A 15790-nucleotide genomic window follows, 5' to 3' on the forward strand; every position below is an offset into this window, starting at 1 on the left:
TCTATATGCTTGAACCGGCTTAAACCGGATGAAGCCTAACCTTTGACCGCTCCCACCGTAAGCCCCTTGACAAAGTATTTCTGAAAAAAGGGATACGCCATTACAATGGGGCCCATGCCGATGATTGCCATAGCCATCCGTGCCGTCTCACTGGGAAGCTTGGCCGCCTGGCCGTCCAATCCGCTCTCTGCGCCAATGGAATTCAGGAATTGCAAATTCCGCATCGCCTTGTACATCAGGTATTGAAGACTGATCAGCTTGTCATTGTTCATGAACACCAGACTGTTGAACCAGTCGTTCCAATAGCTAAGGGTGTAGAACAGGCCGATTGTAGCAAGAACCGGAAGGGATAGAGGCAGTACAATCCGGGCGAAAATCCGAATTTCTCCCGCCCCGTCAATCTTGGCGGACTCGAGAATGGACGGGTGAATGCTTGTGGTGAAGAAGGTTCTCATAATAATGACATAAAAGGCGCTGAGCAGATGATTGGGAATAATCAAGGCCCACAGAGTATCCCGGATATCCATTACATAAGTATAGACCAGATACCAGGGAACAAGACCGCCTCCGAAGATCATGGTGAAGAACACGAAGAAGGAGAAAAAGTTGCGGAAGGCAAAATCCTGTCTGGACAATGGATAAGCGACCAGGGCTGTGATGAAAAGAGCGACGACGGTGCCCGTGCAGGTCACAAAAATGGAGATGAGGTAAGCATCCTTAATCGCGGTTGCATCGCGAAACAAATACTCGTAAGCGGTCCAGCTGAATACTTTGGGAATTATGTTGTAGCCATGCAGATAGATGGCTTCCTGATCTGTAAGCGATACTCCCAGAACAATTAAAACCGGAAACACACATGCGGCGGAGAATAAGAGAAAGAACAGATGCAGCAGATATTCTGTAACCGGCTTGATGGAATTGATTTGCCGACGGCGTTTCCGTACCGGGGCAGCTAAGGCTGCGGCGGGGGCCTTCTCTGCTGCTGCAGCTTCGTGAGTAAGTGGTTTCACAGATAATCCCTCCTAGAACAGCGCATTCTCTCTGTCGACTTTGCGGACGATATAATTGGTGGTGAGCACTAGGATAAATCCGACCAAGGCTTGATACAAACCGGCTGCAGAGGACATCCCGATATCGCCCAAGTTAAGCAGCGCCCGATAAACGTAGGTGTCGATGACCTGGGTGGTGGGGAAAAGCGCGCCGGAATCAAGCGGCACTTGGTAGAATAAGCCGAAGTCGGAATTGAATATCTTGCCGATCTGCAGAAGGATCATCACCACCAGCACCGGACGGATCAGCGGTATGGTGATTCTGGTAATCTGCTGCCATTTGCTGGCTCCATCAATAAGGGCGGCTTCGTAATATTCACTGTCAACCCCGATGATGGCAGCCAGATAGACGATGCTGTAATACCCCACATGCTTCCATAGATTCACCAGCGGCAGGATAAACGGCCAATACTTTGCTTCGCTGTACCAGGATACCGGCGGAAAGCCCAGGGGCTCCAGAACAGATTTGTTAATAAAGCCGAACTCGCTGCTCAGAAGGGAATACCCCAGATAGCTCACTACGATCATGGACAGAAAGTGCGGAAGGAACATCACACTTTGGTAGAAGCGGGCGGCCAGGCGGGCCCGAAGCTCGTTAAGCGCAATGGCAAACGCTACGGCCACCACCAGATTAAGGGCAATAAAAACCGTATTGTACAGCACCGTATTCCGGGTAATGATCCAGGCATCCCTCGTCTGGAACAGAAACTCGAAGTTTTTCAGGCCTACCCAGTCGCTTCCGAGAATGCCCTTGGAATAATCAATGCTCTTAAAGGCAATCACCACGCCGAACATGGGAAGATAGTTGTTCAGAATCAGGTAAAGCACTCCCGGCAGCAGGAGCAGGAGCAGAGCTTTGTCCCGTTTCACATTGCGCCCCAGTCTGATGGCCAATTTCCATGCCTTACCCTTTGTCAGCCCCATCGTTGTCACACCTTTCGTTCATTTCCTATACACAGTATAGCGTCCCCCGGACCGGAACTCTATGGGGTGGCGTGACCTGCCTATTGATTTTGTGACTGCTTCCTGACGCCCGGCAAAATAAAAAGGCCCCTCATCTGTCTGGAGCCCTCCATAGAAACCCCGCTATTGCTGGGCATTGGGATTTTGGAATCTCTTGCGGAATTCCGCCGGGGAAATGCCCACTTTTTTCTTGAATGCCTGCCCGAAATGGGAATAATTCTCGTAGCCGATCTCCTCGCAGATATCCGTGATTTTCATCTGGGTCTCCGTCAGCAGAATCTTGGCCCGGTCCATCTTGGCATTGATGATGAAATCGATCAGAGACTGCCCCGTTTCCCGCTTGAAGATGCGGGAGAGGTAGGCGGGGTTCAGATAAACATAACCTGCCGCTTTTTCCCGGGTGACATCCTGCAGATTGGCTTTGATGAATTTCTTCGTCTTCTCGATCAGCATGGAGCTTTCGTTGCGCTGCATATCCAGGTAGCGGAATGCCGCGTCCAGCAGACGCTCCGACCAGATCTTCAGCTGGGAAATGGAGCGAATGGCCGCAAGCTCCCCGCCCCGGTCGCGCAAGCCGGACCATTCCTTGACGGAGAGGCCGTGCTTGTGGGCCACGTGGTAGATCATATAGATTAGGGCATGATACAACGCGCTGGCCGACTCCGTGTTGGCTTGGGCCTCCTGCATATCCGCAAACAATTGGTCAAGCCGCTTGAGCAGCTCGGATTTATTGCCGGTCTCGAAGAGAACCACCCAATCCGACCAAGGAATGGCATGGGGATGCTTTCTGGTGTCGGCTTGGCTCACAGGCTCATCCAGCTGCTGGATGGACAGAGGCTGGGACAGATTCTCCTGCTCCCGTTCAATTAAGCGGTGGCAGATCTCTGTCAGCTTGTGCAACGGCACCGCAGGTCCGATATAGCAGGATACGGTGCAATAGAAATAACGGTTGCAGGCATCGGCGAATATACGGCAGGCATCGGCCACAGAGTCCGAATGGAGCAGCTGGCCGGGAGCGATGTACATCAGCGCAAATAAAATTCCGTTGTCATCCTTGATAATATCTCCTGGGCAATCGCCCAATATCAGCTCGGACGCCGCCTTGCGCAGCGCATATTCCAAGGTGTCTTCGTCGCGGAGGCTGAATTCCTGATGCCATTGCTCAATGCTGATCAGAATCGGAAGAATGCTGGCGTTAAGATCAACAGCCAGGTTAACATCCCGCAGATTCTCCTCCGTAGGCACTATTTTTCCGGCCAGCAGGTTCTGCCAATAATGCTCCACCACAACTGAGCGCTGCCGTTCCCACAGGCTCTGATACCTCCGTCCAGCCTCCATGATGCCGGCCGCGCTCCGGTTCTCGATGATGTGGTCCCGGGCCTTCTCAATAGCCGACACCAGCTCCTCCGTCTTGACCGGCTTCAGCAAATACTCAGAGCCGCCCAGCTGCATGGCCTTTTGCGCGTATGTGAATTCGGCGTGCCCGGTAAGGAAGATGGTCTCTGTCTGGGGGTAACGCTCATTCACCCATTCGATGAGCTTGAGGCCGCTGACGCCGGGCATTTCGATATCGCAGATAATAAGATCGATGGAATGGACTTCCATAATTTCCTTGGCTTCGTTGGTGCCCAGTGCATGATGCACCTCGGCAAAGCCCAGCGCGGCAAAGTCAATTGACTTTCTCATGGCCCGGATCACATAAATTTCATCATCAACAATCATCAGCTTCAGCATGATTTGTCCTCCGTTTCGTGAAGCGCTTCCCCTTCGGGAATGATAAGGCGCACAATTGCTCCTTTGGGAACGGCGTTGATGAACGATACCTCCGCCCGTCCGCCGAATGCCATGCGCATTCTTTCGATAACATTCCAGATGCCCATATGGCTTCCGGTGCCGTCGCCGAATTCATGGCGGTTGAAGCGCGCCAGCGTCTCAGGCTCGAAGCCTCTGCCGTTATCCCGGATCAAAACCTGGAAGCAGCCGGGATTAGCTGCCTTGCCGTCAACGGCAATATCAATATGGAAGGGAATGCCCTCCTCCATGCCGTGGATGATGGAATTTTCCACAAAGGGCTGAATGGTCAGCGGCAAAATCGTCACTTGGCGAAGCTCCTCTTGAAGCTCGATCCGGTAAGTCAGCTTCTCGGGAAACCGGAGAGACTGAATCTCCAGGTAGTTGCGGATATGCTGCAGCTCTTCCTCAATCGTAACCGTATCCCGGTGGGAGCGGGTAATAAACCGGAAATAATCGGCAAGATGGCCGGTCATCTTATTGATCAGCTCATTCTCCCCCAACGTGGAGAGGCTGTTGATCACATTCAGGGAATTCAGGTAAAAGTGAGGGTTGATCTGGGCTTGCAGCCGCTTGAATTCCGATTGCTGCACCTTGAGCATTTCTTCATAAACGTTGATTTTCAGATGGCTGATCTGCGAGACCATGTGGTTGAAGGTGTGGATCAGAAAGCTCAGCTCCTCTGTCTGGGCATCCTTCACTCCGATCTCCAGCTCCCCCTTCATGACCCGGCGCATTCCCGCCGTCAGGGCGCTCAACGGACCAAACAGCATCTTGCGCAGAGAATTGGAGTAAAGATAGAAGCTGATGAGCAACCCTATGGGAATCAGATAAATGACCCGTTGAAAAAAAGGCAGCTGCTGCAGCAGGGATTTCTCCGATATCATCGCGGCCAGGCTGATGGGCGCCTGCTGAAAGGGCGACCGGACAAGCAGATACTTCTTGCTGTCGGCCGGATTCTCGAATACCTGAAAGGCTTGGGGATTGTCCAGCAGCTTCAGGTTCAGGGCGGACATGGTTTCCTTGGGCATGGCCGTGCGGGTCAGCGGCTGCCCGGAGGAATCCAGCAGAATCGCTTCCCATTGGTCACCGTAATCAAGGCCGCGCAGCGGCGAAATCAAATCCTCCAGCAGAATCGCCGCGCCAATGCAAACATCGCTGTTGGCTTGGAGAATACGGACCAGATAACTCTCTTGACCGTAGAAAAGCACCTGCCAGCGGCCATCCAAATCCTGTCCCTGCTCCTTCAGATATTGCTCCAGCATAAGCTTCACATTCGTCGTATCCGTATAAGAAGAACGGGAAAAAATAAAATCCTTTTTCCCCGCGGAGTAGGCAAAAAACGAATGCAGGTTCTCGAAGGCGCTGCTTCCCGCGGTTAATTCGGCATGAATTTTCAGTTTGGCCAAGGTATAATCGCCATTGCTTTCTGGAAGCGTTTCCATGGCCAGATAATCGGATTCCGAGGCAGGTGTAACAATCTGCTTCAGGAGGTAGTGGGTGATATTCTCCAAGGTTTCGTCGATCTGCATAATATGAATGGACAAAACCTGGCTGGTGGAGCTGGACACCTCCTTGCGGACAACCTTCATCGCGTAATAGTTTTCGTAATAAAGAAACAACGCCAACGGAATGATAATGAACAGAAAGCCGCGAATCAACCGGAATCGAAGTGTCGGTTTTCTCATAGCATTCCCCGCTCTGTCAACAAAGTTTTTGACCGCGCCCCTGATCGGGCTACCTAGATTGTAATACAATCTCCGCGAAAAAAATAGATAGCCGTTTTGAAGGAAGGCTTTCCTTGCTGTGCGGCTTTTCCGGCAAGCTTACTCTCTACTATCCCTGCGTTTGACTTCTCATCACCTAGCTGCGGAACCCAGGGATAGACTTACGCCTCTCTTGGTATACTATCCCTTTGGCTCAGGTTGGAGAAGCTTCCTCTGGATGGAACCTGAGCGAAGGGGATAATGGGCGGAAAGGGAGTACGACGGTATATTGAAGCCATACCCGCCGCGCCCTATTTCGCCTCCAGCGCCGAGCGGATGTCGGGGTAGAGGAAGCGGAAGCCCGCCTCCAGCGCTTTGGCAGGAAGGACCCGCTGGCCCTCCAGAAGCAGCGCGGACATTTCCCCCAGGGCAAGCTTAAGCGGCCCTCCCGGCGCGCGGAGCCAGGCGGAGCTGTGCAGGACGGCCGCCGCGGCTTTGGCGAAGTCGCGGTTTTGCACCGGCTGGGGAGCGGTTGCATTGATGACGCCGGACATGGCCTCATTCTCCAGGGCAAACAGGATCAGCCGCACCAAATCCCGGCGGTGAATCCAGGACATCCACTGCTCCCCGCTGCCCAAGGGCCCCCCGGCGAACACCCGGAAGGGAAGCAGCATCAGCGGCAGCGCGCCGCCGTCCCGGTCCAGCACAATGCCGAAGCGCAGCACCGCCCTCCGCCTGGCCGGGATGGAGGCCGCAGCCGCCTCCCAGTCCCGGACCACCGAGGAGAGAAAATCCCCCTCCCCCGTGGCGCTTTCCTCCGTAAAGGCCGCGGAGCGGGAGAAGCCGTAGGCATTGACGCCGGAGGCCTGGATCAGCACCTCCGGGAGGGCGTCCGCCGATTCCAGCAGATGGGACAGCCGGTCCGCCGTCTCCACCCGGGAATCGCGGATTTTCTCCTTGGCGGCGGCAGTCCAGCGCTGGTTGATGGTTTCCCCCGCCAGATTCACCACGGCGCCAACGTTTTTCACCTGCTGCGGAGCCGCCTCCAGCGCCTCCCAGCTCACCAAGGAGAACGCTGCTCTCCCCTCCTCCGGCAAACGGTTGGACGAAGCCGCCCCTCCCCGGCTGATTACCCAGCCGCTGTGTCCGGCAGCGGCCAGAGCCGCCGTAAGAGCGCTGCCAACAAAGCCGGTACCCCCTGTGATCAGGATATTCATCCTGCATCAAACCTCCCTTTGCGCCGATTTCGCCAACCGGCGGATTCGCCTCCATTTACCCTCTGCCCATCCGCATGGAACGGTACTGGCCCGGGGCCATTCCCGTCCGGGTGCGGAACAGCCGGATAAAATAATTCACATTCTCAATGCCCACCTGAAGACCGATCTCGGAAACGGAAAATCCTGTGCTTTCCAAAAGGGACTTGGCTTTTTTTACCTGTAAATCATGCAGATATTGCAAAGGACTCATGCCTGTATGCCGCTTCAGGCAGCGGGCCAGGTAGTCGAAATGGAAATGCAGCGCCTGTTCCATATGTTTGGCATCAAAAGGGCGGTCCAAATTCTGCTGCAGGTACATAATTACCTGGTCGCAGAGCAATCTGGAGCGCGGCGTATACCGGCTCCGGGCCGAGGCCTGCAATTCCGCCAGCAGTCCGGAGAATTGGGCTTGCAGGGGAAGAGAGTTGGCCGGGGACAGGGTCTGCTCCAGCTCCAGCATCCGCTGCAGATGCGGAAGAATGTCGGATATGTGCAATTCGACAAACTTCGGGACATACATGACCTGCGGGCAGGGGGCAATATCAAAGTCCGTTCTTTGGGATATGGGCACCGACCAGGGAATCTGGCTGCTGTCTATGGTCCGCACCGGGGCCGGATGGACGAAGTGAATCCAGTAGATTTCCGTGGTTTCCTCACAGGGACGGTGTCCGCCGTGGGTGCGCCCCGGCTCCAGCACCAGCACGGAGCCCTCACGAATATCATATTGCTGATCGTCCTCCCACATGTACAATGTGCCTTTTAGAACAATAAGCATGTCATACACATTGAAGGAACGGACAAAATGCTGCTGCCCCGGTTTCCAGAAGCCATGGCCGATCAACACCAGCTGGGGCAGCGGCGGAATTGCCAGCTCCAGGCATTGCATAGCGGGGGCCTCCTTTTGATCTGCCGAATCTTGCTTCCATTGTACCATATACGCAGCGCCAAAAGGTAGAAACTGTGCTATAAAAAGTCGTTTCCGTTCCTACCCCGCTTAGGATGCAGCCAAGTATAGTAAAGCTGTAAAAGCATTGCATCCACTTCACGGAAAGGACGAACCAATATGCGATTCCGCCAGGTTCATTTGGATTTTCACACCTCTGAGGCGATTCGGCCCATCGGAGAGAATTTCAACAAACAGCAGTTTCAGGAGATGCTGAAGCTGGGGCATGTGGATTCCATCACCGTATTCTCCAAGTGCCATCACGGCTGGGCCTATCACCCCTCGGAAGCCAACGAAATACATCCGGGGCTGTCCTTCGATCTGTTGGGGGCCATTATCGAGGCAGCCCATGAAATCGGCGTAAAGACTCCTGTTTATTTGTCGGCCGGCCTGGATGAGAAGCTGGCGCGCCGCCATCCCGAGTGGCTGATCCGGGACGCGGAGGACCGGACCAATTGGGTAAAAAGCTTTCTGGAGCCGGGTTATCACCAGTTCTGCATGAATTCCCCCTATCTGGATGTGCTTCTGGCCCAAATCCGGGAAACGCTGATCCGTTATGATGCGGACGGGCTTTTCCTGGATATTGTGGGCGTGCGCAACTGCTACTGTCACAATTGCCTGGAGAGCATCCGCAGAGAGGGCGGCGACCCCAGAGACGAAGCGGCTATGCAAAAGCTCTGGGAGCGGACCTACGCCACTTATACGGCAAGGGTGAAGGAGGAGGTGGAGGCCGTCAAGCCGGGACTGCCCATCTTCCATAACGGCGGTCATATCCGGCGGGGGCGGCGGGATCTGGCCGCCATGAATACCCATCTGGAGTTGGAATCGCTGCCCACCGGAGGCTGGGGCTATGATCATTTTCCGCTTTCGGCCCGGTATGCGCAGCAGCTGGGCTATGATTTCCTGGGCATGACAGGAAAATTCCATACCACCTGGGGAGAGTTCGGCGGGTATAAGCATCCCAACGCTCTCCGGTATGAGGCGGCCCTCAGCATCGCCAATGGCGCGCGCTGCTCCATCGGGGACCAGCTCCATCCGGACGGCCGTATGGATGAGGCTACCTACCGGCTGATCGGCGAGGCTTACCGGGAGGTGGAGAGCAAGGAGGCCTGGTGCCATCAGGTTGCCAATGTGGCGGATGTGGCCTTGCTGTCGCTGGAAGCTACAGGCATCCATCCCATGGCAACCCGTGATGCGGCGTCAGACTCGGATGCTGGGGCCGTGCGGATGCTGCTGGAGGGGAAGTTCCTGTTTGATGTGATTGACCGGGAGCAGGATTTCACTCTATACAAGGTAGTGATTCTGCCGGATTACGTGGCGGTGGATGGGGATTTGCAGAGCAAGCTGGAGCAATATGTGCAAAAGGGAGGCAAAATCCTGGCCACCGGCTGGTCCGGGCTGGCTCCCGACGGAGGCCGGTTTGCTATTGATTTGGGAGTGCGGCATGTCGGAGCGAATCCCTGCCGTCCCGACTATTTCCATCCCTTGTTTGAGTTGGGCAGCCTGGGCGAGGCCTCGTTCATCTTCTATTCCCAGGGCCAGCGGATCGAGCTTGACGGGGGTGTGGAGCTTGGCCGCCGGGAGGACCCGTACTTTAACCGGGATGCAGCTGCCTTCTGCTCCCATCAGCATACTCCCAGCAGCCATGCTTACGGGGGCCCCGGCATGGTGGAGAGCGGCAACGGAATTTATATCGCGTGGAACATCTTTGAGGATTACGCAGCCAAGGGCAGCTTGGTGCTGAAGGAAGCCTTTGTCCATGCGCTGAACCGCCTGCTTCCCAACAAGACGCTGACCACCACCCTTCCCGCCCAGGGCATAGTGACACTCCAGGATCAACAAGGGGAAAAGCGGCTGGTCAACCATCTGCTGTACGCCTCCCCTGTCCGCCGGGGCAAGACCATTGAGGTGATTGAGGACATTGTGCCGCTGTATGACGTAGAGGTATCTGTTGCCGTTCCCCAGCCGGTCAAACGGGTATACCTGGCGCCGCAGCTGACGGAGCTTCCGTTCCAACAAGAGAAGGGACGGGTTTCCTACACTGTACCGCGTCTGGAATGCCACCAGATGGTGGTTGTGGATTACGAATAAGCAGAAAATCCGGGAGATTGATTCAGGCGGTGGCTGAGCGGAAGTTGCGGCCGGGCGGGAACGGCGGTTGAGCAAAGCGGCTGAGCGGGAGCGGCTGAGCAAGAGCGGCTGAGCGGGAACGGCGGTTGAGCAAAGCGGCTGAGCGGGAGCGGCTGAGCAAGAGCGGCTGAGCGGGAGCGGCGTGGCGGGAGCGGCGTGGCGGGAGCGGCGTGGCGGGAGCGGCGGCATAGAAAAAGCAGCGGAGCGGGGCGGCGGGGCAGGAGCGGCGGACGAGCAAGGGCAGCGACAAAGCTGGAACGGCGAGGCGTGGGCTGCGAGGCGGGAACGGCGACGGGACAGTCCGGGGATGCTCCCCCAAACGGGGGAGGCTCCGGGTATTGTGCCAATATGCATAATATGCGGAATGCGGTTATAATTATTTTAATATAGGAGGTTTTATTGCCTTTAAAGCCGGGTATTAAATAAGAGGTCCGCATTCCAGCAGCCCGATCCTCAAGAAGGGAAGTGAGAATTTGCGTCAAAGCCCGCTTATTCTGACCGCAGCTCTGCTCGCCAGCGCCCTTATGCTAAGCGCATGCGGCAACGAGAAGGAAACCCAGCCCGTGTCCGCTTCTCCGGGAGCGGCAACAGCGGCTGCCGGCTTGCCTGCCAGCGCCAGCGCCATGACAAAGGCCGGCACAGAGGCGCTGCCCGAGAATCTGCCCAAGGACTTTCCGCTTCCGGCGGATGCCAGTATTTCCACCTCCCATTCAGGAACGGCAGACGGCAAAAAGTCGGCGCTTCTCGTGTTCACCACCAAGGAAAGCATGGAGACCGTTATCAAGCTCTACAAGGATTATTTCAACGCCAAACTGGGCAGCGATGCCGCACAAACGATAGATGACAAGAATCTCATCATCCAGGGCAATACCAAGGACAACAAGCAGAGCTGGTCGGTAATCGGAGGCCGTCTCGCCTCCCGGGAGGGCGTCATTGAACTGACTGTCACCTGGGCGGAGTCGTAGACCCTGGATGTGCGTCCAGAGCACTCTGAAAAACCGCAGAGAATGGGAAAAACCTGCCGGAAGAACACCGCCAGGACTTTTTTACGTTGCGGGTCCCCGTTTACCGGCCGTATCTGCATCGCCAACCGTCCCTGCACCGGAAAATGGCCTGCGCTCCCCCTCCTCTCTACATCTGGAAGAGCGTAGCGGAACTCAGCGACGCTTAAAGCGGCTTGAGCGGCTTATTCCACGCTGCAGCGGAACTGAGAAGCGCTTATGGACCCGCCGCAGCCTCATTCCGCCCCTTTTTCGCCGAGCTAAGCCGGATAAGAGTCGCTGAGTTCCGCAAAAAAACCGAATTCCCGCTTTTACCGCAATAAGAGTCGCTGAGTTCCGCAACGGTAGCGCACCTGCCTCTGCTCATTGGTAAGCTGGCCGTTGGGCGCGTAGGAGGTATACACATTGCCCTTGCGGTCGGTGAAGCGGAAGTACAGCTCGGTCTGGTGAAAAAAGAAGCTGTTGTTGATGCCGAACATTTTGCTTTCGATCACCTTTTTCCGCTCGAAGGGGTCCGTCTTGTCCGGGTCATGCATAATCTGGATCAAACTTTCATCCTGGCTCAGCATAATATTCCGGGCTGCCGCCGGTTTCCGTCTTGCTGCGCCAGTCTGCGCCGGTAGAGTAGTTGAATTCCGTATACGAGATCAGCATCTCTTCCCCCGAAGGCGAGTACGTTTTCATCCAATCCCGGATGTTGCGGATTTCATTGGAGTAGCTGATGGGCGAATTGGAATAATTATGCTTGATATAGATATCTACAATATCTTCATCCACCGTTTCTCCGCGGTAGTTGATCCGGTTGTTTTGCAGCACGCCCATGCCGAAATCGCTGGAGAAGGTCTGGGCCAGAGTGGGCGCCCCGTACTTGGGAACCAGATTCTTGCCGTAGATGTCGTTGACATCCCGCACCGCCGATTTAATCGCATCGGAAAAAACGGCGTTGATAAACACGTACTGGGCGCCGGTGGCCCGGCGTTCCTCCGCCGTGCCGGGAATGCCGCTGACCAGGTCAGGCTCATTGGTGCCCTCGAATAGGCGGACATCATAATTTTTGGCCAAATAGAAGGCTTGGGCATAGAATTGCTGCCACAGGGACCAGGCCCGCTGCCATTTGATAGCGTCGGTGGTCCATTTGGTGGTGAAGCCTCCGGCATCCTGGATTTCGGCCATAATCTCGATGCCTGCCTGCTTGAATTGATCCAGGGCGTATTTGTTGGTATACCGGACATTTTTTGACGGATCGATGAGATCGGTGTTCCGCTGGATAACATTGGCCCAGTTGATGTAGGTGCTGTCTTCGGGGTCCTGCTTCATTTTGGCGCGCAAGTCGTCTTTTTTGACATCGAAGGTAGTGAGATCCACGATTCCTTGGCTCTCCCCCGAGGAGACATTGGAGGCATTGACATACCGGCCCGGCGTTTGCCACAGGCGGACGGCATTCACCCCTCCGTATTTGTACCATGCGGCGGAATTGTTCTCCGCAGTGGGAATATTGGAATCCGCCGAGTTGGTGCCTACATGCTCCAACGATTTGCCTGTAATCTCGGAATAGACCGTTACAGAGGCCTGGTCAGTGGAGCGGTAAACGGATACCGCGTATTCCTTGCTGCTGCCGTCTTCCCCAACCAGACGGTAGATTTGCTGCTTCGTAAAGTCATTGCGGGTGACCCCGCTCACCTGCGGAGTATCCCCGATATATACTGTGCTGCCCGGGGCGGAGAAGCTGGCTGCCAGATTGGTGATGACTGCATCCGCGGAGACAGTCAGCGCCACATGATGGACCATCCGGTCGTCCAGACGGAACAGTCCGTCTCCCAGAGCCTCCACCTGCTTGTTTTGGAAAAGGGAATAGAAGGTTGCCTGGGGAGCGGGGGAGATTCCTTCCAATTGGAAGCCGGCCAGCTCAAGCAAACCTTGCTCGACGGCAACGGTAATATCCGAGGATTGCCCGTCTGCGGAATAGACCCTGTATACGACTGGCTGGGTAAAATTCTGAACCGATACGCCGCTTGTCTGCTCGGTTCCGTTCACCTGCACGCTTGTGCCGGTTGTGGTGAAGACCGGATCCAGACGGGTGACATCTGTTCCCTGCGGAACCCGCAGGAGAACCTGCTGCCCTTCTATTTTGCCTGAGGCAGGAGGGGTAATCCCGCTCAGGGTGAAGCCGGTGAATGCCCTGGCAGTGCTTATCTGCGGTTCTACCGTTACGGTCAGGGAGGTGGAGAGGGACAGATCGGCTGTGCTGTATGCATAAATTGTGGCTGTGCCGGCGGCTACGCCGGAGATTGTGCCGTCATTCCCGACAGCCGCATCCGCCGGATTGGAGCTGGCCCACATGACGCGCCGGTTCGCTCCTGCAGGGGCTGCTTGGGCCTGAAGCATTTTGCGCTCTCCGGTAAGCAGGGTCAGGCTGGTGTCGGCCAGAGTCAGCTCCGCTGCCGCAACGGGAGCATAATAAAGCTCCACTTCTGTCAGCACCACCAGATCCAGAGAGTCGTCGGCAGTAATCAGCAGTCTGACATAGCGGGCGTCCGCAGCGGGAAAATCGATGGTCGCCGACTCCCCGACGGTCCCCTCGCTCTCTGCCGTGCGGTCAACCGCAAGACGCCAGGTGAGAGAATCCGTGGAGGTATAAACGGCAAACCCCTTCACCCGGTAGCAGCCGCCGCGCAGGCCCTCCTTAATGGTAATCCGGTTGATGGTTTGCACCTTGCCCAGATCCAAGTGGGCGTATACCGGAAGCGGGTCCGAAGCGGAGCGCCGCCAATTGGAGCTGGCGGCTCCATCGATCAGGCTGCCCAGATTCCCTCCGGCCGCCCCACTCACAAAGCCGGTTACCCCGTTGTCCCGGTGAGCCAAATTCTGGGAAACTGCGGGAAGCTGCTTGTTTACTGTAACCCGGTACTGGACGCTGGACCCGTCATCCGCATAGACGCTTAACAGGACCTGGCGGGTAAAATCATTTACGGTGACGCCGCTCTCTTGTCTGACTCCGTTTACTTCCACACGGCTGCCGATAAAATCAAAGGAAGCGGCAAGGGCCGTTCTGTTCACGGCTTCAGGAACCGTCACGAAGATTTCAAGACCGGCAATCACCCCGGCAGCAGCGGGCGAAAGGGCATCGAAGCTGAAGCGGGTTATCTTCTTCTCTGTTTCATCCCTTACCTTTACCTGCACGGAATAATCCCTGAACGTGCCGTTTTGGGCATAAACCCGGTAAGTGAGCGGATTATCCCAGGACAATGCAAAGTTATTCGGGGTTATGCCGCTAAATTGCCCGGTTTCGGAGCCGTCGCTGTGCCGGATCACTACCCGTTCTCCCGTTATGGTAAACTCCGCAGCTTGATTCAGGAAGGAGCCGGAGGGGAGAATGGCGGTCACACGACCGGTTTCCTGATCAATCCCTGCCGCTACCGACTCATTGCCGGGCCCCCGCAGGGTGAAGGCGGTCAGCTCACGGGAATGCGGCGCAGCTATAACGGTAATGGCTGCTTCTGCATAATAAACACTGTCCACCACGCTGGTTGCCCGCAGGATTGCCGAGCCGACCTTTAAGGCAGTAACGGCGCCGGTTTGCGGGTCCAGACTGACAGTGTCGGGATTGTCCACACTCCAGACGACACGCTGGTCGGCATGGGACGGATAGACCGCTGCCGTGACTGTCGCCGACTGGCCCAGATTCAGCTCAAGGGATGAGGGGGTTAGCTCAACGGAGGTTACAGCGACAGGAGTATATGTAATTTTGAAATCATCGATGGCTATGAAGTTGTTGGCATCGCTGTTGGCTGTCCGCAGCCGGATTCGGACATTGGGGTTATGGTCGGCGGCTGCTCCAAAAGGAAGCTGCAGCTCCGTATAGGTGGTGGTGCTTGCATCCTCTCTGATGAAATTCCGCAGAACAGAATAGCTGGTTCCCCCGTCATAGGAGACTTCAATCCATGACTGCGCGTCTCTGGCACTGCCAACCCACTTGTACCACACGGATAAGGCCAGGTTGGAATAGGCTTCCGCGTTAAGCGGATAATAGATGGCGCTGTTGTTGCTGGACGAGGCTCCGCTTGCAACCATCTTGATGGCGCCGGTGCCGGTTTTGGCCTGGCCGCTGGTATACATCCAATTGCCGGATTCCTTGACCCAGCCGACAGCCCCCTGCCCGGCCGCATATTCACCGCTCTCAAAGCCGTTGAAGTAAATCTGGACGGGAGCGGGAGCAGCCTGGGCCACTTGCGGCCGAACGGCAGCAATCGGCGGTTGTTCCTACCTTATAGAAAGTGCAAAAAGGGCTGCTCCAAGTCATCTCCGGTGACTTTTGGAACAGCCTCTTTTTTGGACAGTGAAAATTAGTACCCTATAGCCCGTCGTGGCCACATTTCACCTCCATTTTCGTCGCTTTGCCACCGTAAATGTCGCTGAGTTCCGCAGCAGATAGGCTAAGGGAACTCAGCGACTCTTAAACCGGCTTTTAGAGCAAATTTGTGTTTTAAAGGAATTGAGGAGCCTTCAAAGTTTGCCGTGGCCCCATTTTGCCCCATTTTCGTCGCTTCTCCCCCTGTAAGAGTCGCCGAGTGCCGTTAAACCTCCAATTTGCCGATTTTGCCACTGTAAGGGTCGCTGAGTTCCGTTTTAGGGACTGCGCGGAAATGAGTATCCGCTTTTGGTGACAACCTGCCCACGGTTAGCTGATGCTTACGATGCTGCCGATGCCGACATAATCTCCGCATACGCCCAATGTCCGGCGGGCAAATCCTTGTATGCCGCTTCCGGCATAGCCGCCGCCTCACCGGGCACACCGCTGCGGCCCAGCATACGGTTCAGGAGCACAACTGTTTCCGCCCTGGTCAGTGGCTGGTCCGGACGGAAGCTTCCGTCCGGGTAACCGGAGAGAATGCCGCGGGAGGCCAGGAGGCGCACCGCTTTCTCCGCCCAATGTCCGGCTGTGTCGGCAAAG

The 15790-nt window shown here is 55.9% G+C and carries 11 protein-coding genes; 2 read left to right on the plus strand and 9 right to left on the minus strand.

Annotated features, from left to right (window positions below; translation table 11 throughout):
• Window positions 1–35: 35 nt before the first annotated feature.
• The 6 genes from DQG13_RS27305 to DQG13_RS27330 form a co-directional block, all read right to left on the minus strand.
• Window positions 36–1010 (minus strand): carbohydrate ABC transporter permease, encoded by a 975-nt coding sequence (locus tag DQG13_RS27305; protein WP_258525889.1) that lies wholly within the window; start codon window positions 1008–1010, stop codon window positions 36–38.
• A gap of 12 nt (window positions 1011–1022) precedes the next feature.
• The gene (locus DQG13_RS27310) at window positions 1023–1973 is read right to left on the minus strand and encodes an ABC transporter permease (protein ID WP_113023348.1); all 951 of its coding nucleotides are present in this window, start codon (window positions 1971–1973) and stop codon (window positions 1023–1025) included.
• A gap of 162 nt (window positions 1974–2135) precedes the next feature.
• A complete protein-coding gene (locus DQG13_RS27315) occupies window positions 2136–3746 on the minus strand; it encodes a response regulator transcription factor (RefSeq protein ID WP_113023350.1) in 1611 nt (536 codons plus the stop codon).
• Window positions 3740–5491, minus strand: a complete 1752-nt coding sequence (locus DQG13_RS27320) for a sensor histidine kinase (protein WP_113023351.1) — start codon at window positions 5489–5491, stop codon at window positions 3740–3742. Before DQG13_RS27320 ends, DQG13_RS27315 begins: the two co-directional genes overlap by 7 nt.
• Window positions 5492–5820: 329 nt before the next feature.
• Complete coding sequence (locus DQG13_RS27325) at window positions 5821–6726, minus strand: TIGR01777 family oxidoreductase (RefSeq protein WP_113023353.1); 906 nt, start codon at window positions 6724–6726, stop codon at window positions 5821–5823.
• Between the two features lie 55 nt (window positions 6727–6781).
• A complete protein-coding gene (locus tag DQG13_RS27330) occupies window positions 6782–7651 on the minus strand; it encodes a helix-turn-helix domain-containing protein (RefSeq protein ID WP_113023354.1) in 870 nt (289 codons plus the stop codon).
• A gap of 177 nt (window positions 7652–7828) precedes the next feature.
• Here DQG13_RS27330 and DQG13_RS27335 point away from each other — a divergent pair, with 177 nt between their 5' ends.
• Complete coding sequence (locus tag DQG13_RS27335; protein WP_113023356.1) at window positions 7829–9799, plus strand: alpha-amylase family protein; 1971 nt, start codon at window positions 7829–7831, stop codon at window positions 9797–9799.
• Window positions 9800–10311: 512 nt separating this feature from the next.
• On the plus strand, window positions 10312–10803 hold the full coding sequence (locus DQG13_RS27340) for a hypothetical protein (RefSeq protein ID WP_113023357.1): 492 nt from the start codon (window positions 10312–10314) through the stop codon (window positions 10801–10803).
• A 347-nt stretch (window positions 10804–11150) separates the two neighbouring features.
• Here DQG13_RS27340 and DQG13_RS27345 read toward each other — a convergent pair whose 3' ends face one another.
• From DQG13_RS27345 to DQG13_RS27355, 3 genes are all read right to left on the minus strand, one after another.
• Window positions 11151–11387, minus strand: coding sequence for a hypothetical protein (locus DQG13_RS27345; protein WP_146767217.1), 237 nt, complete (start codon window positions 11385–11387; stop codon window positions 11151–11153).
• A gap of 4 nt (window positions 11388–11391) precedes the next feature.
• Complete coding sequence (locus DQG13_RS27350) at window positions 11392–15066, minus strand: Ig-like domain-containing protein (protein ID WP_113023360.1); 3675 nt, start codon at window positions 15064–15066, stop codon at window positions 11392–11394.
• 462 nt (window positions 15067–15528) lie between these two features.
• On the minus strand, window positions 15529–15790 hold a 262-nt coding region (locus tag DQG13_RS27355), incomplete at its 5' end, for an S-layer homology domain-containing protein (RefSeq protein WP_146767218.1).

This window comes from Paenibacillus sp. YN15 (genome assembly GCF_003285005.1).
In the GTDB taxonomy this organism is placed as follows: domain Bacteria; phylum Bacillota; class Bacilli; order Paenibacillales; family NBRC-103111; genus Paenibacillus_AR.

What these genes read in the sequence shown, in the direction of transcription:
- DQG13_RS27310 (WP_113023348.1), bottom strand. Translation starts at nt 1,973, where the DNA reads ATGGGGCTGACAAAGGGTAAGGCATGGAAATTGGCCATCAGACTGGGG.
- DQG13_RS27335 (WP_113023356.1), top strand. Translation starts at nt 7,829, where the DNA reads ATGCGATTCCGCCAGGTTCATTTGGATTTTCACACCTCTGAGGCGATT.
- DQG13_RS27315 (WP_113023350.1), bottom strand. Translation starts at nt 3,746, where the DNA reads ATGCTGAAGCTGATGATTGTTGATGATGAAATTTATGTGATCCGGGCC.
- DQG13_RS27325 (WP_113023353.1), bottom strand. Translation starts at nt 6,726, where the DNA reads ATGAATATCCTGATCACAGGGGGTACCGGCTTTGTTGGCAGCGCTCTT.
- DQG13_RS27330 (WP_113023354.1), bottom strand. Translation starts at nt 7,651, where the DNA reads ATGCAATGCCTGGAGCTGGCAATTCCGCCGCTGCCCCAGCTGGTGTTG.
- DQG13_RS27320 (WP_113023351.1), bottom strand. Translation starts at nt 5,491, where the DNA reads ATGAGAAAACCGACACTTCGATTCCGGTTGATTCGCGGCTTTCTGTTC.